General features: G+C 71.3%; 27 protein-coding genes and 2 tRNA genes. 12 read left to right on the top strand and 17 right to left on the bottom strand.

The window, feature by feature from the left end:
- Position 1 precedes the first annotated feature (1 nt).
- From P0L94_04205 to P0L94_04195, 3 genes are read right to left on the bottom strand one after another with little or no spacing between them, the layout of a single operon-like run.
- Positions 2-1,006 carry a DNA-formamidopyrimidine glycosylase family protein gene (locus tag P0L94_04205; GenBank protein WES65278.1) on the bottom strand — a complete coding sequence of 335 codons (1,005 nt, stop codon included), beginning with the start codon at positions 1,004-1,006 and terminating at the stop codon, positions 2-4.
- Positions 1,006-1,551 (bottom strand): ribose-5-phosphate isomerase, encoded by a 546-nt coding sequence (locus tag P0L94_04200; GenBank protein ID WES65277.1) that lies wholly within the window; start codon positions 1,549-1,551, stop codon positions 1,006-1,008. Before P0L94_04200 ends, P0L94_04205 begins: the two co-directional genes overlap by 1 nt.
- Positions 1,552-1,561: 10 nt before the next feature.
- Positions 1,562-2,734, bottom strand: a complete 1,173-nt coding sequence (locus P0L94_04195) for a ferrochelatase (GenBank protein WES65276.1) — start codon at positions 2,732-2,734, stop codon at positions 1,562-1,564.
- 122 nt (positions 2,735-2,856) lie between these two features.
- On the opposite strand from P0L94_04195, the gene pepN reads away from it, so the two are divergent.
- The 4 genes from pepN (at position 2,857) to P0L94_04175 (ending at position 8,742) form a co-directional block, all read left to right on the top strand.
- Complete coding sequence (gene pepN / locus P0L94_04190; GenBank protein ID WES65275.1) at positions 2,857-5,400, top strand: aminopeptidase N; 2,544 nt, start codon at positions 2,857-2,859, stop codon at positions 5,398-5,400.
- 72 nt (positions 5,401-5,472) lie between these two features.
- Positions 5,473-6,561 (top strand): mechanosensitive ion channel, encoded by a 1,089-nt coding sequence (locus P0L94_04185; protein WES65274.1) that lies wholly within the window; start codon positions 5,473-5,475, stop codon positions 6,559-6,561.
- The gene (locus tag P0L94_04180; protein WES65273.1) at positions 6,558-7,037 is read left to right on the top strand and encodes a globin; all 480 of its coding nucleotides are present in this window, start codon (positions 6,558-6,560) and stop codon (positions 7,035-7,037) included. The genes P0L94_04185 and P0L94_04180 overlap by 4 nt, the downstream gene beginning before the upstream one ends.
- A gap of 34 nt (positions 7,038-7,071) precedes the next feature.
- Entirely contained in the window at positions 7,072-8,742 is a 1,671-nt protein-coding gene (locus tag P0L94_04175) for an FAD-binding dehydrogenase (GenBank protein ID WES65272.1), read from the top strand.
- Positions 8,743-8,776: 34 nt separating this feature from the next.
- Here the strand turns inward: P0L94_04175 and P0L94_04170 are convergent, their stop codons facing one another.
- On the bottom strand, positions 8,777-9,454 hold the full coding sequence (locus tag P0L94_04170; GenBank protein WES65271.1) for a hypothetical protein: 678 nt from the start codon (positions 9,452-9,454) through the stop codon (positions 8,777-8,779).
- A 65-nt stretch (positions 9,455-9,519) separates the two neighbouring features.
- On the opposite strand from P0L94_04170, the gene P0L94_04165 reads away from it, so the two are divergent.
- Positions 9,520-10,440 carry an acyl-CoA thioesterase II gene (locus tag P0L94_04165; protein WES65270.1) on the top strand — a complete coding sequence of 307 codons (921 nt, stop codon included), beginning with the start codon at positions 9,520-9,522 and terminating at the stop codon, positions 10,438-10,440.
- Positions 10,441-10,455: 15 nt separating this feature from the next.
- On the opposite strand, the gene P0L94_04160 is transcribed toward P0L94_04165, so the two are convergent.
- The 6 genes from P0L94_04160 to P0L94_04135 form a co-directional block, all read right to left on the bottom strand.
- Positions 10,456-10,665, bottom strand: a complete 210-nt coding sequence (locus P0L94_04160) for a hypothetical protein (GenBank protein ID WES65269.1) — start codon at positions 10,663-10,665, stop codon at positions 10,456-10,458.
- 103 nt (positions 10,666-10,768) lie between these two features.
- Positions 10,769-11,260 carry a thioesterase family protein gene (locus P0L94_04155; protein WES65268.1) on the bottom strand — a complete coding sequence of 164 codons (492 nt, stop codon included), beginning with the start codon at positions 11,258-11,260 and terminating at the stop codon, positions 10,769-10,771.
- Positions 11,253-12,932 carry an energy-dependent translational throttle protein EttA gene (gene ettA / locus P0L94_04150; GenBank protein ID WES65267.1) on the bottom strand — a complete coding sequence of 560 codons (1,680 nt, stop codon included), beginning with the start codon at positions 12,930-12,932 and terminating at the stop codon, positions 11,253-11,255. The genes P0L94_04155 and ettA overlap by 8 nt, the downstream gene beginning before the upstream one ends.
- Before the next feature lie 148 nt (positions 12,933-13,080).
- On the bottom strand, positions 13,081-14,283 hold the full coding sequence (locus P0L94_04145; GenBank protein WES65266.1) for a Fic family protein: 1,203 nt from the start codon (positions 14,281-14,283) through the stop codon (positions 13,081-13,083).
- A gap of 136 nt (positions 14,284-14,419) precedes the next feature.
- Positions 14,420-14,977, bottom strand: coding sequence for a hypothetical protein (locus tag P0L94_04140; protein ID WES65265.1), 558 nt, complete (start codon positions 14,975-14,977; stop codon positions 14,420-14,422).
- Positions 14,978-15,014: 37 nt separating this feature from the next.
- Positions 15,015-15,557: a single-stranded DNA-binding protein gene (locus tag P0L94_04135; protein WES65264.1), complete on the bottom strand. Its 543-nt coding sequence runs from the start codon at positions 15,555-15,557 to the stop codon at positions 15,015-15,017.
- A 240-nt stretch (positions 15,558-15,797) separates the two neighbouring features.
- Here P0L94_04135 and P0L94_04130 point away from each other — a divergent pair, with 240 nt between their 5' ends.
- Complete coding sequence (locus P0L94_04130; GenBank protein ID WES65263.1) at positions 15,798-16,061, top strand: hypothetical protein; 264 nt, start codon at positions 15,798-15,800, stop codon at positions 16,059-16,061.
- Between the two features lie 6 nt (positions 16,062-16,067).
- Here the strand turns inward: P0L94_04130 and P0L94_04125 are convergent, their stop codons facing one another.
- Together P0L94_04125 and P0L94_04120 are read right to left on the bottom strand one after the other, a co-directional pair.
- Positions 16,068-17,489 carry a PLP-dependent aminotransferase family protein gene (locus P0L94_04125; GenBank protein ID WES65262.1) on the bottom strand — a complete coding sequence of 474 codons (1,422 nt, stop codon included), beginning with the start codon at positions 17,487-17,489 and terminating at the stop codon, positions 16,068-16,070.
- Between the two features lie 130 nt (positions 17,490-17,619).
- A complete protein-coding gene (locus tag P0L94_04120) occupies positions 17,620-17,832 on the bottom strand; it encodes a hypothetical protein (GenBank protein ID WES65261.1) in 213 nt (70 codons plus the stop codon).
- A gap of 102 nt (positions 17,833-17,934) precedes the next feature.
- Here P0L94_04120 and P0L94_04115 point away from each other — a divergent pair.
- The 6 genes from P0L94_04115 (at position 17,935) to P0L94_04090 (ending at position 19,936) form a co-directional block, all read left to right on the top strand.
- Positions 17,935-18,007 (top strand) — tRNA-Arg (locus tag P0L94_04115).
- 48 nt (positions 18,008-18,055) lie between these two features.
- On the top strand, positions 18,056-18,682 hold the full coding sequence (gene orn / locus P0L94_04110) for an oligoribonuclease (protein ID WES65260.1): 627 nt from the start codon (positions 18,056-18,058) through the stop codon (positions 18,680-18,682).
- A 37-nt stretch (positions 18,683-18,719) separates the two neighbouring features.
- Positions 18,720-18,795 (top strand) — tRNA-His (locus P0L94_04105).
- A complete protein-coding gene (locus P0L94_04100) occupies positions 18,796-19,149 on the top strand; it encodes a metallopeptidase family protein (protein ID WES65259.1) in 354 nt (117 codons plus the stop codon).
- Positions 19,146-19,442: an ATP-dependent Clp protease adapter ClpS gene (clpS, locus tag P0L94_04095; GenBank protein WES65258.1), complete on the top strand. Its 297-nt coding sequence runs from the start codon at positions 19,146-19,148 to the stop codon at positions 19,440-19,442. Before P0L94_04100 ends, clpS begins: the two co-directional genes overlap by 4 nt.
- Positions 19,439-19,936 carry a DUF2017 family protein gene (locus P0L94_04090; protein WES65257.1) on the top strand — a complete coding sequence of 166 codons (498 nt, stop codon included), beginning with the start codon at positions 19,439-19,441 and terminating at the stop codon, positions 19,934-19,936. The genes clpS and P0L94_04090 overlap by 4 nt, the downstream gene beginning before the upstream one ends.
- Positions 19,937-19,951: 15 nt before the next feature.
- Here P0L94_04090 and P0L94_04085 read toward each other — a convergent pair whose 3' ends face one another.
- From P0L94_04085 to gatA, 5 genes are all read right to left on the bottom strand, one after another.
- The gene (locus tag P0L94_04085; GenBank protein ID WES65256.1) at positions 19,952-20,545 is read right to left on the bottom strand and encodes a hypothetical protein; all 594 of its coding nucleotides are present in this window, start codon (positions 20,543-20,545) and stop codon (positions 19,952-19,954) included.
- Positions 20,520-20,840: a hypothetical protein gene (locus P0L94_04080; protein WES65255.1), complete on the bottom strand. Its 321-nt coding sequence runs from the start codon at positions 20,838-20,840 to the stop codon at positions 20,520-20,522. The genes P0L94_04085 and P0L94_04080 overlap by 26 nt, the downstream gene beginning before the upstream one ends.
- A gap of 43 nt (positions 20,841-20,883) precedes the next feature.
- Positions 20,884-22,143, bottom strand: a complete 1,260-nt coding sequence (gene dinB / locus P0L94_04075) for a DNA polymerase IV (protein WES65254.1) — start codon at positions 22,141-22,143, stop codon at positions 20,884-20,886.
- A 62-nt stretch (positions 22,144-22,205) separates the two neighbouring features.
- A complete protein-coding gene (gene gatB, locus P0L94_04070) occupies positions 22,206-23,735 on the bottom strand; it encodes an Asp-tRNA(Asn)/Glu-tRNA(Gln) amidotransferase subunit GatB (protein ID WES65253.1) in 1,530 nt (509 codons plus the stop codon).
- Positions 23,735-25,246 (bottom strand): Asp-tRNA(Asn)/Glu-tRNA(Gln) amidotransferase subunit GatA, encoded by a 1,512-nt coding sequence (gatA, locus tag P0L94_04065; GenBank protein WES65252.1) that lies wholly within the window; start codon positions 25,244-25,246, stop codon positions 23,735-23,737. The genes gatB and gatA overlap by 1 nt, the downstream gene beginning before the upstream one ends.
- Positions 25,247-25,250 lie beyond the last annotated feature (4 nt).

The raw sequence follows: 25,250 nt of genomic DNA, 5'->3' as shown, positions 1-25,250 counted from the left end.
GTCACCCCTTCTGACAGCTCGGGCACCAGTAGAGCTTCCGACCGGCCGCCTCCTCGACGACGATCGACGTCCCGCACACGCGGCACGGCAGGCCCGCGCGGTGGTACACCCAGTGGCGGTCATCGCGGCTGGCCATCGCCTTGCGATAGTCCTCGTCGGACAGGTCGTCCATGGTCATCATCTGGCCGGTCTCGACGCCGATCCGAAGCAACTCGACCCAGTCGCGCCACAGCGCGCGCACGACCTCCTCGGGAACGTCGCGGCCCGGCGTGTGCGGGTTCTGGCGGGCACGGAAGAGCATCTCGGCGCGGTACACGTTGCCGATTCCGCTGACCACCGCCTGATCCATCAGCAGCAGGCCGATCGCCGTCGGCTTGCGGCGCACGACCCGCGTGAAGCGCTCCTCGCCCTCGGCGGCGTCGTCCACCAGCGGATCGGGCCCGAGCTTGTCGATCGTCGCCTGCACCTGCTCGGGATCCTGCAGCTCGCACGCGGTCGGCCCCCGCAGATCTGCGCACGTCACGTCGGTCATGAGACGCAGGCGCACCTGGCCCACGACCGGCGGAGGCCACTGGTCGCCCTCGTCGGCGAGCCCGGTGGTCTGCTCCGACATGCGCACGTGCACGCGCGCGCGACGCGGAGCGCCGATCGAGGTCAGCGAGTTCTCGCCCGCGTCGTCCAGGATCGGCGCGCCCTCGAGATCCGTGCCGCGCTGATTGGTCTGGCCCATGCGCCCGTTGGCCGACGCGATCGTGGGGTCGACGAGGATCTCGCCGGCGAAGTCCCACGCGCCGTACATGCCCAGATGCACGCGCAGCCACAGGTCGCCGTCGAACTCCAGGAACATCTGCTTGCCGACGGCGCGAACCGACACGACGGTCCGCCCGTCGATCACCGACGCCCCTTCGGCGAACCGTCCCTGCGGGCTCGAGGCGCGCACGGCGCTCCCGACGTAGTTCCGGTCGAACTGGCGGGCGATGCGATGGACGGAATGCCCCTCCGGCATCAGCCGGCTTCGGGATCGAACGAGCTGTCGTCGGCGGCGAGGACGTCCGGGTCGCCGATGCGGGCCCGGGGATCGGGCTCGAGGGTGCCGTCGGCCTCGTAGGCGGCGAGCTGGCCGATGCGCCGAGCATGGCGCTCTTCGCCGCTGAACGGCGTCGCGACGAAGCGGTCGATGAAGGTCACCGCCTCCTCGAAGGTGTGCTGTCGCGCGCCGATCGCGATCACGTTGGCGTCGTTGTGCTCGCGCGCGAGCTCGGCCGTGGCGACGCTCCACACCAGGGCGGCGCGGATGCCGCGCACCTTGTTCGCCGCGATCTGCTCGCCGTTGCCCGAGCCCCCGAACACGATCCCGAGCGCTTCGACGCCGCTCTCCTGGTCGCGCACGACCGCCTGTGCGGCGCGGATGCAGAACGCCGGGTAGTCGTCGAGCGGGTCGTACTCGATCGGCCCGTGGTCGACGACCTCGTGACCGGCCTCGGCGAGGTGGTGCTGCAGCTGGGTGGAGAACTCGAGGCCGGCGTGATCGGTCGCGATGTGGATGCGCATGAGGTCAATCCTAGGGAGCGAAACCGGCGGCGGCGGGCTTGAATCCAGCCCGCACGTTCTCGCAGCAGGCGGGGCGGCAGACGTCGAACCAGGGGCCCAGGTCCGTCAGGTGCGGACGCTGCGCCGCCGAGGTGCCGGCGAGCCGCTCCTCGACGAGATCGACGAGGCCGGCGACGTACGCCGGGTCGACGCCGGGCGTGGGTGTGCGCACCGCGCGGACGCCCGCTTCGGCCGCGGCCTCCATCGCCTCGGTGTCGAGATCCCACATGACCTCCATGTGGTCGCTGACGAAGCCGAGCGGCACGATCGCGACCGCGTGGATCCCGGCTGCCGGCAGCTCGGCGATCGCGTCGTTGATGTCGGGCTCGAGCCACGGCTGGGTCGGGGGCCCCGAACGCGACTGATAGACCAGATCCCAGCCGATCCCGCCCGCGTCCGCGATCTCACCGGCGACGGCCGCCATGACGACCTCGGCGACCGCGCGGTGCTGCGCAGCGTAGGCGCCGCCCTCGCCGAAGTCGACGTCGCGGGGGCCCGAGCGATCGGCATCCGCGGTGGGCACCGAGTGGGTCGAGAACAGCACGTGGATCGCATCCGGGGCCACGCCCTCGGCGATGAAGCCCGCCACGGCGTCGCGCACGCCGTCGATGAAGGGCTGGACGAAGCCGGGGTGGTCGAAGAACTGCCGCACCTTGTCGATCGTGACGGTGCCGGCCAGCCCGGTCTCCTCGAGGGCGCGCGCGAAGTCCTCGCGGTACTGACGGCAGCTCGAGAACGACGAGTAGGCGCTCGTCGCGAGCCCCAGAAGGGTGGTGTGCCCGGCGTCGGCCGCCTCCCGGACGGCGTCCTGCAGGTAGGGGCCCCAGTTGCGGTTGCCCCAGTACACCGGCAGATCCAGACCCCGGCGTGCGAGCTCGGCCTCGAGTGCGACCTTGAGGGCGCGGTTCTGAGCGTTGATCGGGCTCACGCCGCCGAAGTGGCGGTAATGATGCGCGACCTCCTCGAGACGTTCGTCCGGGATGCCGCGTCCGCGCGTGACATTGCGCAGGAACGGGATGACGTCGTCCTGGCCCTCGGGTCCGCCGAAGCCGGCGAGCAGGATGGCGTCGTAGGGAACGGGCGTCTCGACGTGCGCCGAACCGGAGGCGGCCGCACCGGAGGCGTAGGGAACGGATGTGCTCACGCCTCCATCCTCGCATCCGGCGATCCATGGGTTCCCGCGGGTCCTGACGTAGGGTGGAGAGGTTGCCGTCCGCGCCAGGAGCGCCGCGCAGCCCACGACCCTGAACCAACGGGAGCATTGCAGTGCCTGGAGAGAACCTCACCCGCATCGAAGCGCAGGAACGCCGCGCCGTCGTCGACTCGCAGTCCTACGAGGTGCAGCTCGATCTGACGAAGGGGGCCGAGGTCTTCGGGTCGCGCACCACCGCGCGGTTCGCGGCGACCCCGGGAGCGGACGCCTTCATCGACCTCATCGCCCGCGACGTGCGCTCGATCATCCTCAACGGCCGCGAGATCGACCCGGCGGTCGCCTTCGCCGACTCGCGCATCGCGCTGACCGACCTCGCCGCCGAGAACGAGCTGGTCATCGACGCCGACTGCCTCTACACCAACACCGGTGAGGGCCTGCACCGCTTCGTCGACCCGGTCGACGGCGAGGTCTACCTGTACTCGCAGTTCGAGGTGCCCGACTCGCGCCGCATGTACGCGGTGTTCGAGCAGCCCGACCTCAAGGCGACCTTCCAGTTCACGGTGACCGCCCCGTCCGCGTGGAAGGTCGTGTCCAACTCCGCCACGCCCGAGCCCACCGACCACGGCGACGGAACCGCCACGTGGACGTTCGCGCCCACCCCGCGCATCTCGTCGTACATCACGGCGCTCATCGCCGGCCCGTATGAGGCGACCTTCTCGGAGCTGACCAGCGCGTCGGGCCGTGTCGTCCCGCTGGGCGTCTACGGCCGCAAGAGCCTGTGGCAGTTCCTCGACGCCGACTACATCTTCGACAAGACACGCGAAGGCTTCGCGTACTTCGAGTCTAAGTTCGACGTGCCCTACCCGTTCGAGAAGTACGACCAGCTCTTCGTGCCGGAGTTCAACGCCGGCGCCATGGAGAACGCCGGCGCGGTGACGTTCACCGAGACCTATGTCTTCCGCTCGAAGGTGACCGACGCCGTCAAGGAGCGTCGCGTCGTGACGATCCTCCACGAGCTCGCCCACATGTGGTTCGGCGACCTCGTGACGATGAAGTGGTGGAACGACCTGTGGCTCAACGAGTCGTTCGCCGAGTGGGCGTCGACGATCGCGACCGCCGAGGCGACCGAGTGGACCGCCGCATGGACGACCTTCAACGCGATGGAGAAGACCTGGGCGTACCGACAGGACCAGCTGCCCTCGACGCATCCGATCGTCGCCGAGATCAGCGACCTCCACGACGTCGAGGTCAACTTCGACGGGATCACGTACGCCAAGGGCGGCTCCGTCCTCAAGCAGCTGTCGAGCTGGGTCGGAATCGACGCGTTCTTCGCGGGCGTCTCTGCGTATTTCAAGAAGAACGCATGGGGCAACACCGAGCTGTCGGACTTCCTCGCCGAGCTCGAGGCGACCAGTGGCCGCGACCTGTCGGCCTGGTCGAAGAAGTGGCTCGAGACAGCGGGCGTGAACACGCTCACGCCCGCCGTCGACGAGCGTGACGGCAGGATCACGAAGTTCTCGATCCTTCAGACCGCTCCGGCCGACTATCCGACGATCCGCCCGCACCGCCTGGGCGTCGGCTTCTACTCGCTGCAGGACGGCGCCCTCGTGCGCGTGCACCACATCGAGCTCGACGTCGACGGCGACCGCACCGACGTCCCCGAGCTCGTCGGCCTGGAGCGCCCCGACCTCGTGCTGCTCAACGACGACGACCTCGCGTACGCCAAGATCCGGCTGGACGAGCGCTCGTTGGCGACCGCGATCGAGCACCTCGGCGACATCGCCGACCCGCTCGCGCGCTCGCTCGTGTGGGGCGCCGCGTGGGACATGACGCGCGACGCCGAGGCCTCGCCCAGCGACTACGTCGACCTCGTGCTGCGCAACATCGCACGCGAGACCGAGTCGACGACCGTGCGGACGACGCTCGCGCAGCTTCAGCTCACCGCGAACGCGTACGTCGCCCCCGCCGAGCGCGCGTCCGCGCGCATCAAGGTCGCGGACGGCCTCTGGGCGCTCGCCCGGGCGGCCGAGGCCGGCACCGACAGCCAGCTGCAGTTCGTGACCGCGTTCGCCTCGGCGGCCGCGACCGCGCCTCAGTGGCAGACGGTCCGCGAGCTGCGCGACGGCGACATCGCGCTGGACGGGCTCACGATCGACACCGACCTGTCGTGGGCGCTGCTGGTCTCCCTCGCCGCGGGCGGACTCGTCACGGCCGAGGAGATCGACCAGGCCCGCGCGGCCGACAACACGGCCAAGGGCGGCGAGTTCGCCGCGCAGGCGAAGGCGGCGCTCCCGAGCCCCGCGGCCAAGCAGGCGGCGTGGGACGGCCTCGTCTCGCGCGCCGAGCTGCCCAACACCATCGTGCGCTCGACCGCTCTGGGCTTCACGCACCCGGCGGGTCGCGACCTCCTGGCCGAGTTCATCCCGGCGTACTTCGACATGCTCGTCCCGGTGTGGGAGTCGCGCACGTACCACATCGCCGAGTACCTGATCTTCGGCCTGTACCCCGCGCCGCTCGCCTCCGCCGAGCTGCGCGATGCGACGCGCGCGTGGCTGACCGAGCACACCGAGGTCTCGCCCGCCCTGCGTCGCCTCGTGTCAGAGAACCTCGCCGGCGTCGAGCGGGCCCTGGCCGCTCAGGAGCGGGACGCGCAGTAGCAGCGCGACACCTTCGGATGCCTCGGCCCGCACACAGGTGCGGCCGAGGCATCCGTCATTAGGATTCAAGCGATGCCGACCATGCCCGCAGACACCGGCGAGGCGCCCGCCGCGCCCGAATGGTGGTCGAGCGTGCTCGCGTGGCTGCCGACCGCGGGGACCACACTGCTGGTGATCGCCTCGATCGTCGTGGGCGCGATCCTCCTGAGCTGGCTGCTCCGGCTGGTCATCCGTCACGTCGTCAACCGGGTCGTCCACGGAGCGAAGTCGAAGGCGAACGTCCTCGACACGCAGGCCCTCGAACGCTCGCCCCTCGCCTCGGTGCGCCTCGTCCAGCGCACGCGCACGCTCGGGTCGATCCTGCAGAACATCGTCAACGTGGCGATCGTCCTCGTCGCGACGCTGCTGATCGTGTCGATCCTCATGCCCGACGCCCTGACGAGCCTGACGCTGCTGACCGCGGCGATCGGCGCCGGTCTGGGCTTCGGCGCCCAGAACATCGTCAAGGACGTCCTGAACGGGATCTTCATCGTCGCCGAGGACCAGATCGGGATCGGCGACGTGGTGGACCTGGGGCTCGCCGCGGGCATCGTCGAGTACGTCAGCGTGCGCGTCACCCATGTGCGCGACGTCAACGGCACCCTCTGGTACGTGCGCAACGGCGAGATCACCCGCATCGGGAACATGTCCCAGGGCTGGTCGCGCGTCATCATCGACCTCGGGGTGCCGGTGGAGTCCGAGCTCGAGGAGATCGAGGCTGCGCTGCTGCGCACCGCCGAGGATCTCGCGCAGGACCCCAAGTGGCGCACGCGCGTGCTCGAGCATCCCGAGGTGTGGGGGCTGGAGTCCGTCAGCGGCGAGCATCTGATGATCCGGGTCGTCATCAAGACCCGCCCGGCGGCACGCGACGACGTCGCCCGCGAGCTGCGTGTGCGGATCCGCCGCACGATGGCGGACGCCGGCGTCGAGCTTCCGCAGCTGTCCGCCGTGACCCTCACCGGCACCGACGCCGCCCGCCGTGTGCGCGGCGCCAACCCGCCCAAGACCAAGCCCACGCCGCTGACACCCGCCACCGACGAGGTCGAGGTGCGCCCGCTGTGGCGCCCCAAGCGACCGCGGCGACGTCCGGCCGGCGAAGACACCCCCGAGGAGACCCCATGACCGAGGCAGCCGAGCCGCTGTCGTTCTACGACGAGGTCGGCGGGCACGCCACCTTCGAGCGTCTTGTCGCGTCGTTCTACCGCGGCGTCGCCGGCGACGAGGTGCTGCGTCCCATGTACCCCGAGGAGGACCTCGGCCCCGCCGAGGAGCGCCTGCTGATGTTCCTCGAGCAGTACTGGGGCGGCCCGACGACGTACAGTCAGCAGCGCGGCCATCCGCGTCTGCGCATGCGTCACGCGCCGTTCCACGTCAACCCCGAGGCTCGCGACCGGTGGCTCGCGCACATGCGCGCCGCCGTCGACGAGCTCAAGCTCCCCCCGCTGCACGAGCAGACCCTGTGGGACTATCTGCAGCGCGCCGCCCATGCCATGGTCAACACCTTCGAGCCGACCGGTATCGGTCCCAGCGCCGCCGGGCGCACCGCCCCGGGGCCGGGCCTGTCGATCCGGGCCGACCCCGGAGCACCTCGAGCCTGAACCGTCCGCGCAGCATCCCGACGAAGGAGTCCTCATGCCCGCACCCGGCACACCCCACCGGACCGACATCCTCATCATCGGGTGGGGGCTGGCGGGTCTCGTCGCCGCCGCCGAGGCGGCGGAGGCGGGCCGCAGCGTCACCCTCATCGACCAGGAGCCCCGCACGAACCTCGGCGGGCAGGCCTTCTGGTCGTTCGGGGGGCTGTTCTTCGTGGACTCCCCCGAACAGCGGCGCATGGGCATTTCGGACTCCCTCGAACTCGCGCGTCAGGACTGGCTGGGAACGGCAGGCTTCGATCGCGATGAGGACGCGTGGCCGCGCAGATGGGCCGAGGCCTACCTGGACTTCGCGGCGGGCGAGAAGCGCGCCTGGCTGCGCGCGAAGGGCGTGGGCTTCTTCCCCGTCGTGGGCTGGGCCGAGCGCGGCGGCTACAACGCCCTCGGACCCGGGAACTCGGTCCCCCGCTTCCACATCACGTGGGGAACCGGGCCCGGCCTCGTCGAACCGTTCCGCGCGGCGCTCGAACGCGCCGAGGCCACAGGGCTCGTCACGATCCTGCCCCGGCACCGCGTCACCGCCCTGACCACCCGCGACGGCCGCGTCGTCGGCGCCACCGGCGATGTGCTGGCGCCGTCCGCGGCGGACCGCGGTGTCGCGACGTCACGCGAGGTCGTCGGCGACTTCGACATCGCGGCATCCGCCACGATCGTCGCCTCAGGCGGCATCGGGGGCAACCACGACCTCGTCCGACGCAACTGGCCGGCTCGGCTGGGGACGCCGCCGGAGCACATGGTCACCGGTGTCCCGGCCTATGTCGACGGCTCGATGCTCGAGGTCGCAGGCGCCGCGGGAGCGCGTCTGATCAACGGCGACCGCATGTGGCACTACGTGGAGGGTCTGCACAATTGGGATCCGATCTGGCCTGAACACGGCATCCGCATCCTGCCGGGTCCGTCGTCGCTGTGGCTCGACGCCACCGGTGTGCGCCTGCCACCGCCGCTGTACCCGGGGTTCGACACCCTCGGCACGCTGGAGCACCTGCGCGGCACGGGCCACGACCACTCCTGGTTCGTGCTGTCGCAGCGCATCGTCGAGAAGGAGTTCACGCTCTCGGGCTCCGAGCAGAACCCCGACCTCACGGGGCGAGACGTCGCCCTGCTCATGCGGTCCCGCCTCGGCAAGGGAGCCGCGGCGCCCGTGCAGGCCTTCCTCGACCGCGGCGAGGACTTCGTCGTGCGCGACACGCTCGACGACCTGATCGCCGGAATGCGCGCGGTCCCCGGCGGCGAGACCCTCGACCCCGAGCAGGTCCGCCGCGAGATCGAGGCGCGGGATCGCGAGATCGACAACGACTTCACCAAGGACGCCCAGATCGCCATGCTGCGCTCCGCGCGCGCCTACCGCGGAGACCGTCTGATCCGGACGGCGGCGCCGCACCGTCTGCTCGATCCCGACGCCGGTCCGCTCATCGCGGTCAAGCTGCACGTGCTCACCCGCAAGTCGCTCGGCGGGATCGAGACCGACCTGCAGTCCCGCGCGCTCGGCGCCGACGGCGCCCCGGTCCCCGGCCTCTACGCGGCGGGCGAGGCGAGCGGCTTCGGCGGTGGCGGCGTGCACGGCTACCGGGCGCTCGAGGGAACGTTCCTGGGGGGATGTCTGTTCTCCGGCCGCAATGCCGGCCGGGCGGCGGCCGCGGCCGTGTGATGCACGCCGGCCCCGCGTGCGCCGGCAGCGTCGGTCAGACCGCGCCGCGCCCGGTCTCGCGCACGGCGGTCAGGCCGGATGCCGCGGGGCGGCGCACGAGCACATGCCCTCGCTGCAGCGTGATTCGGGTCCACGACGCGGCGGTCAGCACGCGCGCGGATTCGTCTCCCGCGAGGAATCCGAGGGCGTACGCGGCGAAGGCCGCGCCGAGCGGCAGATCGTCCAGCGCCGCGTCGGGCGCGCCCCAGATCGAGGCGCGCACCTGTCGCACGACGTCTTCGCCGGGACTGTCGGGCATGGCCTCGGCGACCGCCGAGACTCCGTGCTGCGCCCGCTCGGCCAGCAGCGACGAGGCGACCATGCCCGCGGGCTCCCAGCCCGCCTTCGGCGGCGCCACGCCGGCCCAGCCAGCCGACACCGACGCCTCGGGCAGCACCACCGCGGCCGGATCGTCGTCCGCGCGCACGAGGGTCGAGGCATCCACCACGAGGTCGCACTCGAGCTCAGGGTCCACCGCGAGCACCCGCATGCCGATCACCGTCGGCGTCTGGTCCAGCAGCCCGCGCGGTGCCAGCGGTGCCGATGTCATGACCATGACGCCCCCGCTCGCGCGCAGCCGGACCGCGCCGTCCCCGAGAGGGGCCGTCCGCGAGCTGTAGGTGAGGGCGTCGGCGGCGGCGGCCGAATCGGAGAAGAGAAGGCGCTGGGACATCCGCCCTAGACTACCGAGTGAGGACCCGGCGCCCGATTCCGGGCGCCCCGACCGACGGGAGCTCCGTGACCGACGCCCTCAACACCGACGCGGCAGACGAGCAGACCGAGATCGATCCGGTCGCGTCGATGCTGGCGGTTCTCGACATCGTCGGCCACAACGCCCGCACGAGCGAGGACATCTTCACCGGACACTCGCAGTCCATGCCGCTCGGGCGCGTCTTCGGCGGCCAGGTCCTCGCCCAGTCGCTCGTCGCCGCCACGCGGACGATCCCCGACGACCGCGCGATCCACTCGATGCACGGCTACTTCCTCCGCCCGGGCGACTCGGCCCAGGACATCACGTTCGCCGTCGATCGCATCCACGACGGCCGCTCGTTCTCGACACGCCGCACCCAGGCGTTCCAGGACGGCGTGCCCATCTTCTCGATGATCGCCTCGTTCCAGGACGAGGACCCGGGACTCGACCACCAGGTGCCGATGCCCGCGGACATCCCCGCCCCGGAGGATCTGCCCGACCTCGAATCGCATCTTCACGGACTGCATCCGATGTCCAAGCGCCTCTTCACCGACCGGCCCGCCGATCTCCTGCACGTTCCCTCGCCCATCTACACCACGGTCGACGGGGAGCGCCGCGCGAATCAGGCGGTGTGGATGCGGCTGCGGCACCGCATCACCGACGACCGCGCCGTCCACCGCGCCGCTCTGGCGTACCTGAGCGACCTGACGATCCAGGAGCCGGTGCTGCGCGTGCACGGCGTGCCGTGGGCCACGCGCGGGCTCAAGGTCGCGAGCCTCGACCATGCGATGTGGTTCCACCGCTTCGGCCGTGTGGACGACTGGATCCTCTACGTGCAGGAATCGCCGAGTTCCCGGGGCGGTCGCGGGCTGTCGACGGGACGCGTCTACACCCGCGAGGGGGCGCTGCTGGCCACCGTCGCGCAGGAGATCATGGTCCGGGTGCCGGAGGGCGTCGAGGGCGACTGATCGCCGGCGGCGGCCTCACGCCCGGGTGGTCCGAATCTCGCCGGGAGCGCGGCCGCCCGCCCGCGGCTCGGCCGACAGCCCGCGCCGTCCGACGGCGTCCAGGACGACCCCGAGCACAAGCATGACGGCGACGGCGACGAGCGAGGCCCACAGCGCGTCGCCGGTCCAGGTGGCCGACACCGCCGCGACGAGCAGGCACACCGCGGCCCACGCGAGCCCGGCCACCGCCGAGAGCGGGAGGAACCGCCGGTACGGCAGGCCGGTCGCGCCGGCCGTCGGTGCGAGCCGCCGGATCCGCGGGGGTTATCCCCCGCATCCCTGCGGCCGGTCAGCGCCGGTGCGCGTACGCGATCGGCGCACCCAGATACGGGCTCCACGCCTCGCGCATCTCGGCGCTCAGGCGCGAGGGCCGGCCGGATTCGGCGCTCACCACGACGACGGCGCTGGTCGCGCGCGCGTAGAGGGTCTGAGGATCGTCGCCCACGGGGCTGAAGACCTCGTAGCACACGTCGATGCTCGATCCGCCCATGTGCCCGATCCACAGTTGCACGTCGAGCGGACGCTGCCCGTAGGGCACCGGCGCGAGGTACTCGATCTCCTGGCGGGCGATGAGCATCACCGCGTCGGAGGACGTGTGCAGTCCGTTCTCGAGAATGGCCGTCGGCGGCCCCTGCTCGCCGCCCTCCGGCCGCCAGAACGCGCGCAGCCGCGCCTCCTCGAGGAGCTTGAGCATCGAGGTGTTGTTGACGTGGTTGAGCGCGTCCAGGTCCCCCCACCGCAGGTGGATGGGGACGTGGACGCGCGGGGCCGCGTCAGTCACGCGTGAGCTTGCGGTAGGTCGTGCGATGCGGGCGGGCAGCTTCCGCACCCAGGCGATCGATCTTGTTCGCCTCGTACGCCTCGAAGTTGCCCTCGAACCAGTACCACCGGTCGGGGTTCTCGTCGGTGCCCTCGTACGCGAGGATGTGCGTGGCGATGCGGTCGAGGAACCACCGGTCGTGCGTGATGACCACGGCGCAGCCGGGGAACTCCAGCAGCGCGTTCTCGAGCGACTGCAGGGTCTCGACGTCGAGGTCGTTCGTCGGCTCGTCGAGGAGCAGCAGGTTGCCGCCCTCCTTGAGCGTCAGCGCCAGGTTCAGGCGGTTGCGCTCGCCGCCGGAGAGCACCCCGGCCTTCTTCTGCTGGTCGGGGCCCTTGAAGCCGAACTTCGACACGTATGCGCGCGAGGGGATCTCGGTCTTGCCGACCGTGATGATGTCCAGGCCGTCCGACACCACCTCCCACAGCGTCTTGTTGGGGTCGATGTTCCCGCGCGTCTGGTCGACGTAGCTGATCTGGACGGTCTCGCCGATCTTGAGGTCGCCGCCGTCGAGGGACTCCAGGCCGACGATCGTCTTGAACAGCGTCGTCTTGCCGACGCCGTTGGGGCCGATGACGCCGACGATGCCGTTCGGCGGCAGCGAGAAGCTCAGGCCGTCGATGAGCGAGCGTCCGTCGAAGCCCTTCTGCAGCTTCTTCGCCTCGATCACGACGCTGCCCAGGCGCGGCCCCGGCGGGATCTGGATCTCCTCGAAGTCGAGCTTGCGGGTGCGCTCGGCCTCGGCCGCCATCTCCTCGTAGCGGGCCAGGCGCGCCTTGGACTTGGCCTGGCGTCCCTTCGCGTTGGAGCGGACCCACTCCAGCTCGTCGGCGAGGCGCTTGGCGAGCTTGGCGTCCTTCTTGCCCTGGACCTCGAGGCGCTCGCGCTTCTTCTCGAGGTACGTCGAGTAGTTGCCCTCGTAGCCGATGAGGCGACCGCGATCGACTTCGGCGATCCACTCCGCGACGTTGTCGAGGAAGTACCGGTCGTGCGTGATGGCGATGACGGCCCCGGGGTACTTCTGCAGGTGCTGCTCGAGCCACAGCACGCTCTCGGCGTCGAGGTGGTTCGTGGGCTCGTCCAGCAGCAGCAGGTCGGGCTTCTGCAGCAGCAGCTTGGCGAGGGCCACGCGCCGCTTCTCACCACCGGAGAGGTGCTTGACCGAGGCGTCGCCCGGGGGCGTGCGCAGAGCGTCCATCGCCTGCTCGAGCTGCGAGTCGAGGTCCCACGCGTCGGCGGCGTCGATCTCCTCCTGCAGCGTGCCCATCTCGGCGAGCAGGGTGTCGAAGTCGGCGTCCGGGTCGCTCATGAGCGCCGAGATCTCGTTGAAGCGGTCGAGCTTGGCCTTGATGGCCACGCCGGACTGGATGTTCTCCAGGACGGTCCTGTCCTCGTCGAGCTCGGGCTCCTGCATGAGGATGCCGACGGTGAAGCCCGGACTGAGCTTGGCCTCGCCGTTGGAGGGCTGGTCGAGCCCGGCCATGATCTTGAGGATCGTCGACTTTCCGGCACCGTTGGGGCCGACCATGCCGATCTTCGCCCCCGGCAGGAACGCCATCGTGACGTCGTCGAGGATCAGCTTCTCGCCGACCGCCTTGCGGGCGCGGACCATCGAATAGATGTACTCAGCCACCGGGGGTCTCCCTTATCTCGCAGTGGTCGCACCGAGAACCAGCCCGGGTGCGTCGTCGTGATCGCGGCCGGGGTCTCCGACACGCGCAGGTCTGCCCTCAAGCCTAGTTGGACCGGCGGCGTGCCTCTCACGTTCGACAGACCACGTCTCATCGGTGCGCCTCTCGGCGTCCCGCGCGTTCGGCGAACCGGTCGATGGCGCCGAGGACCTCGTCCGAGCGCCAGAACGGGCCGAGTCGATGCTCGGCCTTGGACTTCAGGATGCCGGCGTCGACGAGCGCGGTCAGGGGCGGGTAGACGTTCGGCTGCTTGACCCCGAGTTCGGCTGCCGCCGCCGACGACGTGAGGACGGGGCGACGCAGGAGGACGTCCAGCAGCTTCCACGCGTTGCTCGAGCGGCGCACGGTCAGTCGCTCGTTCCACGCGGCGCGTATGCCGTCGAGTTCGGCGATGAGCTCGCGGGTGTTCCCGACCGCCCGCATCGCGGCATCCGCGAACGCCCGCACGATCGGCGACACGTCGCCGGCGCGATAGGCCGTGAGCGCGCCGTGGTAGCCGTCGACGTCCGCGAGAAGACCCGCCGACACCGGCACGGCGACGTTCACCGTGACGCCGCGATGCCGCAGGAGGGACTGCCCGAGGGCGCGGCCCGTGCGCCCGTTGCCGTCGGTGAAGGGGTGGATCGTCTCGAACTGGGCATGCGCCACGGCGACCTGGATCAGCGGGGCGATGTCCGCGCGCCTGGCGAAGGCGGTCACGTCCTCGACGAGCGCTTCGATGCGGGAATGGTGGGGTGCGACGAACTCGGCGCCGATCGGGCTGTCGCTGCGCGTGCCGATCCAGACCGCTTCGTCCCTCCAGCGGCCCGGGGCGTGGCGTGACTGGCCGGCCATCAGGACTTCGTGCATCCGCGCGATCGCGTCCGGCGTGACGTCGTCGGCGAGCTCGATCGCGGCCGCCATCGCCCGCGTGTTCGCGGTCACCGCCTCGGCATTGCGACTCGTCTTCGCGCCGAGCTCCGCGCTGAAGATCGCGCGCGCGGATGCCGTGATGTTCTCGATCTGCGACGACGACGCGGCCTCGGAGCGCAGGAGCACCGGGGCGAATGCCGCGACGCGCACGCCGAGCTCGGCATCGAGCCGACTCAGCTGGCGGGCGGCGTCGTCGGCCGCCGACGCGGCATCGGCCGACGGGACCGGAGTCCGCAGCGCGATCTCGGCAGGCACGGCCGACCGGTAGCGCACCCCGCTCGCCACTCGTTCGGCATCCGCTCCCCAGACGGTGCTCGGGACCCACGTCTGATCCTCCCAGCCGAGAGCAGGCCAGGAATCCTCACGCCGTGTCGTCGTCATAGCCTCTCCCGCCGCTATTATGAGAAACCAACTTACTCATAATCCTATCCCCTGTCGTTATGGGCGGCCTCGACGTCGATGCCGCCTGACCGACCGTCGGCGACGACAGGCATCCGCCCGCACGGCCCCCTCGAGGTCACCAGTCGATGGGTCGCGTGTCCCCCACGAGGCACCGGCCTTCGGCCAGCGCGGGCACCGAGACGGCGACCGGCTCGCCCGTCGCCGGACCGACCTGGCCGATCAGGCACTGCTCCCGCCACAGCACCGCCACCTGGATCGTCTCGGCGGCGTTGCCGATCGTCGTGGTGTCGGCTGTGACCTCCATGGCCGCCTTCGAGAAGCCTGCGGCGACGAGCGCGTCGACGTACGCGCGGCCCTGGGTCCGTCCGTCGCCCGCCCACACGTCCTCGACGACGGACCGGAACACCGCGAGGTTGTGCTCGACGTCGGCATCGGCGTCGAAGGCGGTCGGATCGGCTGTGGGCGTGGGCGTGGGCGACGGCGTCGCGTCGGTCGCCGCCGTCGGCGCGATCACCGACGCCGACGGGGTGGCGTCGGTCGCCGCCCCGCCCGCGGCCGCGCACCCGCTCACGGCGACGGCCAGCGCCAGCACGGCGCCGAGGCGTCCCCGGCGGGACGTCACGGCACTCCCCCGCGTGGGCGCGCTCAGCGGTCGCGGATGCAGTGGGGGCACGCGGCGAGTCTACGGGCGTCACGCCGACGCCCCGCCCTCAGAACGGCGCCTCGGTCATCGACGCGGCCCCTCCCGAGCGCTCCCCGTCCGGGGTCGGGATGCCGGCCGTCGCCCATGTGTCCGCCGGCGGCGTGTCCTCGCCGGGACGGGCCCACTGCTGATCGTCGGGCGCGGGCGGCGGCTGCCGCTCAGACTCCCGTGCCCCGGTCGACGCGTCGGCTCGGTCGGGCTTGACGAACGCGCTCGTCCCCCAGTTCAGGTCGTGGCCGATGGCATCCGCGTCGACATCGACCGCGATCCCCTTCGCGCTCGCGTTCTCCCATTGCCTGATCTTCAGCCGCCCCGTCACCAGGACCGGTTCGCCCGTGCGCAGCGACGCGGCCGCGAACTCGCCGAGCCGCCGGTATGCCGACACCGTGTACCAGCTGGTCCCGTCGTCGCTCCACTGGCCGGTCTGCGCATCGCGCTTGCCCCGGGAGCAGCCGACACGGAATGTCGTCACGGTGATTCCGCCGGCGATCACCCGCTGCGTCGGCGTCGTGCCGATGCGGCCGGTGAACGTGATCATCTCTGTTGTCATCGTGCGTCCTCTCTCGACGTGGCGGAGGCGCCCCCCGCCGCGTCGGTGCCCGCGTGCCCGGCGGACACCGACGCACGCCCAGGCTGGCCGGACGGCGGCGCGCGCAGCCTCCCCGCAACCTCAACTGTGAACGGATCGTCCGGGTCTGCCGCTGGGGAGGAGACCACGCACTCCTCGCGGAGCGGGCGGGGCGCGGCGATGTCGGAGGGGGTGCGTAGCTTCGAGTGCGAGGAGGATCCCGTGGTCGCAACGCTTGACGCAACGCCCGAGGCCGAGCCGCAGCTCACGCGTGCGCACGGTGTGCAGCTGACGCCGGCCGGCCGACGTCAGTGGCGCGTGACCGACCGCGCCGGTCTCGTCGTCGGTCATCTGATGCGGGTGGACGGCGACGCCGACCGGCCGTTCCGAGCGCGCCGATTCCGCCCGTCGACGCGAGCCTTCGTCGAGGTCGGCGCGTTCTGGTCGGCCGACGACGCCGTCGACGCGCTGCGGTTCAGCCGCTGAACGCCGTCAGATCACCGGCTCGAGCATCTGGAGCGACGAGGTCGGCACTCCCTCACGGACCCGGGTCCAGGACTCGGCCAGGATGTCCACCGCGCGCACGAGGTCCGGCACGGGCGCCGTGAAGGGCACCCGCAGGTGGCGCTCGTGACCTCCGTCGACCGCGAAGCGGGGGCCGGCCGACAGCAGAAGCCCGTGGCCGCGCGCATCCATCACGAGTGCGGGGCTGAGGGCCGCACCGAGCTCGATCCACAGCGAGAGACCGCCGTCCACGGTCGGCACGTGCCAGGACGGCAGCCGATCGCGAACCGCGGCGACCAGCGCGTCGCGCCCGGCGCCGAGCAGCGAAGCGCGCTGCGCGAGGACGTCCTCGAAGCGGTCGAGCACACGGACGGCGACCTCCTGCTCGAACTCCGGCGTCCCGAGGTCGTGAGCGGGGCGCGCCGCCGCGAGGCGTCGGACGACGTCTTCTCGGGCCCGCACCCAGCCGACCCGCAACCCGCCCCACACCGTCTTGCCGAGGGAGCCGATGCGGATCACCGACGCCTCGCCGCGACCGCGCAACGGTGGCGCGGACGTCCCGTCGATGTCGAGATCGGCGGTCGTCTCGTCGAGGACGGTCAGCGCACCCACCCGCTCCGCCGATGACGCGAGCACATCGCGCTCGTGGGGGGTCATCGTGCGACCGGTCGGGTTCTGGAAGCCGGGCATGAGGTACGCGAGGGCCGGCAGCGTGCGAGCGAACGCCTGCTGCGCGCGGTCGAGGTCCCACCCGTCATCGGTCGTCACGGGGACCCCGACCAGACGTCCGCCGGCCCGGCGCAGCGCCTCGGCCGCGTGGGGGTAGGTGGGCGTCTCGATGAGGACACGATCGCCCCGGGCCAGCAATGCGGCGGCGACCAGATGGATCGCGCTCTGCGCCCCGGTGGTCACCAGCACCTCGTCTGGCCTCGTCGGCACGCCGCGCCGGTTGTAGCGCTGCGCGATCGCCTCCCGCAGACGCCGACTCCCGTGCGTGTCGTATCCGCTGCGGGCCACGATGGCGGCCGCGTCCTGAGCGGTCTCGGCGACGATGCCCGCGAGCCCCGGCCAGGCCGGCGGACTCGCCTGCTGCAGATCGATCGCATCGGCACCCGTCACGATGTCGGCGGCGGAATGCCGCCGCAGTGCCAGGGTCACCGTGCCCGAGCCGCGAAGGCTCGACACGTGGCCGCTCGTGCGCAGGCTCGCGTAGGCCGATGAGACGGTGCTGCGGCTCACCCGCAGCGCAGCGGCGAGCTCACGCTCCGCCGGCAGCGTCGTCTTGGGGGCGAGACGGTTGTCCAGGCACAGCAGTCGGATGCCGTCCGCTAGCGCCTCGTACGCGGGCTGCCGCGTGCGCCAACCGCCGAGCGCGCTCGCGAGCGCTCGCGCCGAGACCCGGGAATCCATGCGGTCACTGTAGCGACCTTTGGCCCGGTCCGACCGGTCCAATTCACGTCACGTGGCTCGCGCACCGGTCCCCGTGCGCGCGACAGACGGCGGACCGGAGGGGGGCCCGGCCCGCCGCGGCTGTCGCGGCTCAGTGCTCGCGGAACTGCGGCCAGTCGCTGCCCGGCGCCATGTGGGCGTGCAGGGAGCTCTTGGCGATGTCCATCGTGGGGTAGGTGCCGGTCGGCGCATCGGCCCCGGCCATCGTGACCGTGTAGCCGTCGGCATCCTTGCGGATCGACCCGACGACGCCGCCGGCGCCGTAGGCGACCCAGAGTGCATGGTGCGTTTCGGTCGTGCTCATGAGCGATCCTCCTTCGAATGCCCGTGCAACTCCCACGCTACGCCGCCCGGACCATGGCGGGAAGAGCGTCCGCGGCGGGTCGACCCGGTAGCCTGGAAGCGACCCCCAGTAGCTCAGTGGATAGAGCAGCGGCCTTCTAATCCGCCGGTCACACGTTCGAATCGTGTCTGGGGGACGGGAAGGGTGCCGTCGGTTCCGGACCGGCGCGACTAGGATGGATTCCATGGTGGGGTCCTCCGACAATGATCGTCTGGTGTGGATCGACTGCGAGATGACGGGTCTCGATCTGGAGATCGATGAACTCGTCGAGATCGCGGTCGTGGTGACGGATTTCGAGCTGCGACCGCTCGACCCCGGATTCCACATCGTGATCAAGCCCGACGCGTCGGCGCTGGCGAACATGAACGACTTCGTCACGAAGATGCACGAGTCCTCGGGACTCCTCGACGAGATCCCGCACGGCGTGACGGTTGCGGATGCCGAGTTCCAGGCGCTCGAGTACATCCAGCGCTTCGTGCCCCTCGAGGGCAAGGCGCCGCTGGCCGGGAACACCATCGGGACCGACCGCATGTTCCTGGCGAAGTACATGCCCCGCGTGGACCGGTGGCTCCATTACCGCAACGTCGACGTGTCGAGCATCAAGGAGCTCTCGCGCCGCTGGTACCCCCGCGCCTACATCCACGCGCCGGCCAAGGACGGCGGCCACCGCGCACTCGCCGACATCCTGGAATCCATCCGCGAGCTGTCGTACTACCGACAGGCGGTCTTCGTCCCCGAGCCCGGCCCGACCAGTGACGGCGCGCGCACCCTCGCTGCGTCCGTCGTGTCGTCATTCGCCTCGGAGATGTGAGAGAATCTTCTGGTTGCCCGCGCGAGCGAGGCGCATGGTGGGTATAGCTCAGTCGGTAGAGCACCTGGTTGTGGTCCAGGGGGCCGCGGGTTCAAGTCCCGTTACTCACCCCAATGCTTGAGATGGATGCCGACGCGTTCGAACAGCTCGTCGTCGACGAGCTCGACGCTCTGCCCGACGACATGATCGACGGTCTCGAGAACGTCGTCTTCGTCGTCGAGGACCGCTCCGAGGACGGCAGCACGGATCTGCTCGGCCTCTACGACGGCTGGGCGCTGACCGAGCGCGATCGGTACGGCGCCGCGGCCGAGCTGCCCGATCGGATCATCGTGTATCGCGAGGCCCACCTCGAGCGGTGCGGCGACATCGACGAACTCCGCGACGAGGTGCACACGACCCTCGTCCACGAGATCGCCCACTTCTACGGCATCGACGACGACCGCCTTCACGAGCTGGGCTGGGCATGAGCACCGCCGCACCGCGCACCGGCGAACGGACGGACGAGGCCGCGCTCCAGCAGCGCGAGCGTCCGTGGCAGACGGTGGTGTGGGACGATCCGGTCAACCTCATGAGCTACGTCACGCACGTCTTCCAGACCTACTTCGGGTTTCCGCGCACCGTTGCTGAACGCCTCATGCTCGCCGTGCACCACGACGGCCACGCGGTTGTGGCCGAGGGCGCGCGCGAGCAGATGGAATTGCACACCCAGGCCATGCACGACTACGGTCTGTGGGCGACCGTGAGGCAGGCACCCGAATGACCGCACCCGAAACCGTCGTCGTCGAGATCACGCGGCTCGAGGCCGCGCACCTGACAGGTCTCATCGGCCAGTTCCAGGACATCCTGAACGCGTCTGACGCCACCGCCGATCCCGCCGTGCGCCGCCTCACCCCCGACGCCTACCGCGACGACGACGAAGCGTCGCGCGAGTTCCGCTCGCTCACGCAGGACGATCTGCTGGAGCGGCGGCGCGACGACGCGACGATCGTCCTGGCGGGTCTCGCGCCCGCGGCCGAGATCTCCGACGACCCCGCAGACCCCGCTCTGCGTGAGTCCGTGCCGCTCGCGCTGACCATCGAGCAGGCCCACGCATGGCTTCGGACACTGGCCGCGGTGCGTCTCGTGCTCGCCACCCGGCTGGGGATCACGGATGCCGACAGCCACGTCGACGGGGATCCGCGCTTCGGCATCTACGACTGGCTCGGCTACCGCCTCGACGGGCTCGTCACCGCCGTCACCGGCGACCGGGACTGAGGCGGGCGCGGAGCCTCACGGCACCGGCAGCACGTGGTCGGCCAGCGACGCGGGCGAATGGCGCTCGACGTGCTCGTCCTCCTGCGCCGCCCACCGCTCCCAGTGCGGCCGGTAGGCGTCGCCGTCGCGATCCAGCGCCCGGCGCCGACGCGACGTCGGCGGGGAGTCCAGCCACACCCGCACGTCCGCCAGCCCCGAGGTGGACGGCTGGAGCGCGCCGGCGCCCTCGACGATGAGCGGAAGCGAGGGGTCGACCGCGTGCGCTTCGCTGTACCGGTCCGCTTCCCAGTCCCATCGCTGCCACACGCCGACCTCGCCGCGCGCGTGCGGCACGAGGATGAGGTCGCGCGCGGTCTCGGCACCGGCCTGCAGTCCGTCCCAGCCGGGGTACAGCGAATCCAGCGCGACGGTCTGGACCCGCCCGCCGCCGGGCCAGCGGGCGACGAGCGCGCGCACGAGCGAGGTCTTGCCGGCGCCGCTGCGCCCGTCGATGATGACGACCGGGTTCGCGGCGGCGAGGGCCGAGACGGATGCCGTCACGACATCGGCGGCACGGCCGAGCGCCGCAGCGACGGCATCCGGCCTACTTCTTGAGGTACTTGATGACACGGGAGAGCGCGCGACCGGCCACCCACACGAACGGGATCGCCACGGCGACCAGCGACACCAGGTTCGGCTCGAAGCGGAGGTCGTCGCCGCGACGGATGTAGGCGCCGACGGGGATGGTCACGCCGCCGCCGCCACCGCCGCCGTTGCCGGCCTCGTCCTCGCCGCCGCCGAACCCCGACCAGGTCAGCGCGACGGGGACGATGCGGACGCCGTCGACGTCCTGCTGCTCTCCGTAGGCGCTCGTGACGCCGAGAGTCGCGGACTGCTTGCCGAGTTCGAGTGCGATGTTGGGCATGAGCCCACGCTACCGGTGCGCTCATCGCCTGCACAGTCCCGCGTCACTCGGTTCGCGGCGGGCGCGGGTTCGACGGCAGCGATCCGCCGCCGCGCTCCGACCCGAGCAGTGCGGCGCGCGTCACGGCGGCGCCGCCGAAGCGCGCGCGGGCGTCGTCGAGCGCGCCCTCCACACGCCGCCAGTCCTCGTCGTCGTCCCACAGGGAGACCGGGGTCGAGCCGGCGGGTGCGAGCTTCTCCGCGCGAACGCCCACCAGACGCACGGGCAGGGGCCGTTCGAGCGCGTCGAACAGCTCGCGCGCCGCATCGCCGATCCGCTGGCCGACGTCGGTCGCCTCTCCGAGCGTCTGCGACCGGCTGACGGTCGTGAAGTCCGCGTAGCGGACCTTGATCGCGACGGTGCGGGCCTCCCATCCGCCTTCGCGCAGCCGGGTGCCGACCCGGTCGGCCAGACGACGCAGCTCGGCGCGCAGCACCGATGCGTCCGCGATGTCGGTGTGGAAGGTCTCCTCGTGCCCGACGCTCTTCTCGACATGCGTCGGCGTCACGCGCCGTGCGTCGACCCCGCGCACGAGCTGCTGGATGCGCTCGCTCATCGCCGGCCCGAGCATGCGGTCCAGGGTCGCCGCCGGAGTCTCCAGCACGTCCGAGACGGTGCGCACGCCCCGGCTCTCGAGCGCCTCGGCGGCCTTCGGCCCGATCCCCCACAGCGCCCGCACCGACAGCGGGGCGAGGAAGCCCGCGGTGGCCGCCTCGGGTACGATCAGCAGCCCATCCGGCTTGCTCATGGTCGAGGCGATCTTGGCGACGTGCTTGGTCGCCGCGGCACCCACGCTGCACGTGAGCCCGGTCTCGCGTCGGACGCGCTCGCGCAGTGCCCGGGCGATGGCTCCCGGGCTCCCCCACAGCCGGCGCGCGCCGCGGACGTCCAGGAAGGCCTCGTCGATCGACAGCGGCTCCACCAGCGGCGTGACATCGCGGAAGATGTCCATCACCTGCCGCGAGACCTCGACATAGCGCGGGAAGTTCGGGGGCACCACGATCGCGTGGGGGCACAGCCGCAGCGCCTGGCCGACGGGCATGGCCGAGCGGACCCCGTATCGCCGCGCCGGGTAGGAGGCGCTGGAGACGACGGAGCGTCCGTCCTCGCCTCCGACGATGATCGCGCGTCCGCGCAGCGACGGGTCGTCGAGCTCCTCGACCGCCGCGTAGAAGGCATCCATGTCGACGTGCAGGATGCCGGCGCCGGTGTCGTCCGCCCCCTCGGGCGAGACGACCCGGCCCGATCCGTCACCGCGCCCCATGTTCCGATTCTCCCCGACCACGCCGACATCCCGCAGGCACGATCGACCCGGCCGGACGGCGGCTACTGCGAAGCCCGCTCCAGGATGAGCTCGCGCACACGGGCGGCGTCGGCTTGTCCGCGCATCGCCTTCATGACGGCGCCGATGACCGCGCCGGCGGCCTGCACCTTGCCATCGCGGATCTTCGCGAGCACGTCGGGCTGGGCCGCCAGGGCCTCGTCGATCGCCGCGAGCAGCGCGCCGTCGTCCGACACGACCGCGAGCCCCCGCGCGTCGACGACCTCCTGCGGCGATCCCTCACCGGCGACGACACCCTCGAGCACCTGCCGCGCCAGCTTGTCGGTGAGCGTGCCGGCGTCGACGAGCGCCTGCAGCGCCGCCACGTCCGCCGGCGAGACCAGTTCCACGGGCTCGCGCTCGGACGCGTTGGCGATGCGGGTGATCTCACCGGTCCACCACTTGCGCGCCGCGGCGGGTGTCGCTCCGGCCGCGATCGTCGCCTCGACCTCGGCCAGCACGCCGCCGTTCACGACGCCCTGGAAATCGATGTCGCCGAACCCCCAGTCCGCCTTGAGGCGGCGCCGGTGCGCGGCGGGCGGCTCGGGCAGCGCCGCCCGCAGCTCCTCGATCAGCTCGGCCGCCGGCTCCACCGGGAGAAGATCCGGCTCCGGGAAGTACCGGTAGTCGTCGGCATCCGACTTCGGACGCCCCGGGCTCGTCGTGCCCGTGTCCTCGTGCCAGTGGCGCGTCTCCTGCGTGATCGTGCCACCGGCGGCGAGGATCGCCGCCTGGCGCTGGATCTCGTAGCGCACCGCCCGCTCGACCGAGCGCATCGAGTTCACGTTCTTCGTCTCGGTGCGGATGCCCAGCGGCGCCGGCGTCTCACCCGGCGCGACCCGCGGGCGCAGCGACACGTTCGCGTCGCAGCGGAGGTTGCCGCGCTCCATGCGCGCCTCGGAGATGCCGAGGGAGATCACCATGTCGCGGATGGTCTGCACGTATGCCTTCGCGAGCTCGGGTGCGCGCCCCTCCGCCCCGAAGATGGTCTTCGTGACGATCTCGACGAGAGGGACGCCGGCGCGGTTGTAGTCCACGAGGGAGTACTCGGCGCCCTGGATGCGGCCGGCGGCGCCGCCCATGTGCGTGAGCTTGCCGGCGTCCTCCTCCATGTGGGCTCGCTCGATCGGCACCGTCACGATCTCGCCATCGGGCATCTCGACCTCCACGGAGCCCTCGAACGCGATCGGCTCGTCGTACTGCGAGATCTGGTAGTTCTTCCCGAGGTCGGGGTAGAAGTAGTTCTTCCGCGCGAAGCGGCTCGACGGAGCGATCGAGCATCCCAGGGCCAGGCCCAGGCTGATCGAGGAGCGCACCGCCTCGCCGTTGACGACGGGCAGCGAACCGGGCAGGCCCATGTCGACGGGCGCGACGAGCGTGTTCGGCTCGGCGCCGTGGTGGCCGGCGTGTGCCGGATTCGGCGCCGCCGAGAACATCTTCGTCACGGTGTTCAGCTCGACGTGGATCTCGAAGCCGAGCACCGGCTCGAACAGCTCGAGGGCCTTGTCGTAGTCCATCAGGTCGGCCTTGGCCATCAGCGGGCACCTCCCAGCGCCGGAGCGCGGTCGAGCAGACCGCCGCCCCATGAATCCACGAGCAGAGCCTCCAGCGCCGCTCCGACGCGGTAGAGGCGGGCGTCCGCGCGCGCCGGCGCGAGGAACTGGATGCCGACCGGCAGACCGTCCTCGTCGGCGAGCCCGGACGGGATCGAGATCCCCGGGACGCCCGCGAGGTTGGCGGGGATGGTCGTGACGTCGTTCAGGTACATCTGCATCGGGTCGTCCAGCTGCTCGCCGAGGCGGAACGCCGTCGTCGGGGCGCTGGGCGTGGCGATGACGTCGACCGAGGCGAACGCCTGGTCGAAGTCGCGCTGGATGAGCGTGCGCACCTTCTGCGCGGAGCCGTAGTACGCGTCGTAGTACCCGGCGCTGAGCGCATAGGTCCCGAGGATGATGCGGCGCTTGACCTCGTCGCCGAACCCGGCGTCGCGGGTCACCGACATGACGTCCTCGACCGTGCCGCCGGGCACGTCGATCCGCATGCCGAAGCGCACCGAGTCGAATTTCGCGAGGTTGCTCGAGGCCTCCGCCGGAAGGATGAGGTAGTACGCCGCGACGCCGTACTCGAAGTGGGGGGCGCTGATCTCGACGATCTCGGCGCCCTGGGCCTCCATCGCCGCCAGGGCGGCACGGAACGACGACGACACTCCGGGTTGGAAGCCCGCGTCGGGCAGCTCCTTGATGACGCCGATCCTGAGGCCCTTCAGGACGTCGCCCCGCGCGCCCTCGCGGGCCGCCTGGGCGAACGACGGCCATTCGTCAGCGAGCGACGTCGAGTCGTGCGGGTCGTACCCGCCGATGACATCGTGCAGCAGGCCGGAGTCCAGGACGGTGCGCGTCACGGGTCCGACCTGATCCAGGCTCGAGGCCAGCGCGATCGCGCCGTAGCGGCTCACGCCGCCGTACGTGGGCTTGAGGCCGACGGTGCCGGTGACGTGCGCGGGCTGGCGGATCGAACCGCCGGTGTCGGATCCGAGGGCGAGGGGCGCCTGGAAGGCCGCCACCGCGGCCGCCGAGCCGCCGCCGGAGCCGCCGGGGATGCGGTCGAGGTCCCACGGGTTGCGCGTCGGTCCGTACGCGGAGTGCTCCGTCGAGGATCCCATCGCGAACTCGTCCATGTTGGTCTTGCCCAGCGGCACCAGGCCGGCCGCGCGGGATCGCGCCACGACCGTCGCGTCGAACGGCGACATGTAGCCCTCGAGGATCTTCGACCCGCTGGTGGACGGCATGTCGGTGGTGACCAGGACGTCCTTGATCGCCAGTGGCACGCCCGCGACCGGACCGAGCTCCTCGCCCGCGGCGCGTCGGCGGTCGATGTCCGCCGCGACGTCCAGAGCGTGGTCGCTGACGTGGAGGAACGCCCCGACGGCGCCGTCCACATCGGCGATCCGGTCGAGGTGCGCCCGCGTCGCCTCGACGCTGGAGACCTCGCCGGCGGCGAGCTTGTCGGCGAGCTCCGCCGCACTGAGCTTCGTCAGATCCGTCATGTCG

Source organism: Microbacter sp. GSS18 (genome assembly GCA_029319145.1).
Lineage (GTDB): Bacteria > Actinomycetota > Actinomycetes > Actinomycetales > Microbacteriaceae > Microbacterium.
Note: the sequence above shows the minus strand (reverse complement) of the source record. Positions and strands in the feature narration are given on the sequence as shown.

Coding starts and splice junctions, on each gene's coding strand:
- P0L94_04185 (WES65274.1), top strand. CDS start 5,473: ATGCCGACCATGCCCGCAGACACCGGCGAGGCGCCCGCCGCGCCCGAA.
- P0L94_04175 (WES65272.1), top strand. CDS start 7,072: ATGCCCGCACCCGGCACACCCCACCGGACCGACATCCTCATCATCGGG.
- orn (WES65260.1), top strand. CDS start 18,056: ATGGTGGGGTCCTCCGACAATGATCGTCTGGTGTGGATCGACTGCGAG.
- clpS (WES65258.1), top strand. CDS start 19,146: ATGAGCACCGCCGCACCGCGCACCGGCGAACGGACGGACGAGGCCGCG.
- P0L94_04200 (WES65277.1), bottom strand. CDS start 1,551: ATGCGCATCCACATCGCGACCGATCACGCCGGCCTCGAGTTCTCCACC.
- P0L94_04090 (WES65257.1), top strand. CDS start 19,439: ATGACCGCACCCGAAACCGTCGTCGTCGAGATCACGCGGCTCGAGGCC.
- P0L94_04100 (WES65259.1), top strand. CDS start 18,796: ATGCTTGAGATGGATGCCGACGCGTTCGAACAGCTCGTCGTCGACGAG.
- P0L94_04180 (WES65273.1), top strand. CDS start 6,558: ATGACCGAGGCAGCCGAGCCGCTGTCGTTCTACGACGAGGTCGGCGGG.
- P0L94_04125 (WES65262.1), bottom strand. CDS start 17,489: ATGGATTCCCGGGTCTCGGCGCGAGCGCTCGCGAGCGCGCTCGGCGGT.
- P0L94_04120 (WES65261.1), bottom strand. CDS start 17,832: ATGAGCACGACCGAAACGCACCATGCACTCTGGGTCGCCTACGGCGCC.
- P0L94_04135 (WES65264.1), bottom strand. CDS start 15,557: ATGACAACAGAGATGATCACGTTCACCGGCCGCATCGGCACGACGCCG.
- P0L94_04080 (WES65255.1), bottom strand. CDS start 20,840: ATGCCCAACATCGCACTCGAACTCGGCAAGCAGTCCGCGACTCTCGGC.
- P0L94_04170 (WES65271.1), bottom strand. CDS start 9,454: ATGTCCCAGCGCCTTCTCTTCTCCGATTCGGCCGCCGCCGCCGACGCC.
- P0L94_04145 (WES65266.1), bottom strand. CDS start 14,283: ATGACGACGACACGGCGTGAGGATTCCTGGCCTGCTCTCGGCTGGGAG.
- gatA (WES65252.1), bottom strand. CDS start 25,246: ATGACGGATCTGACGAAGCTCAGTGCGGCGGAGCTCGCCGACAAGCTC.
- gatB (WES65253.1), bottom strand. CDS start 23,735: ATGGCCAAGGCCGACCTGATGGACTACGACAAGGCCCTCGAGCTGTTC.
- P0L94_04205 (WES65278.1), bottom strand. CDS start 1,006: ATGCCGGAGGGGCATTCCGTCCATCGCATCGCCCGCCAGTTCGACCGG.
- dinB (WES65254.1), bottom strand. CDS start 22,143: ATGGGGCGCGGTGACGGATCGGGCCGGGTCGTCTCGCCCGAGGGGGCG.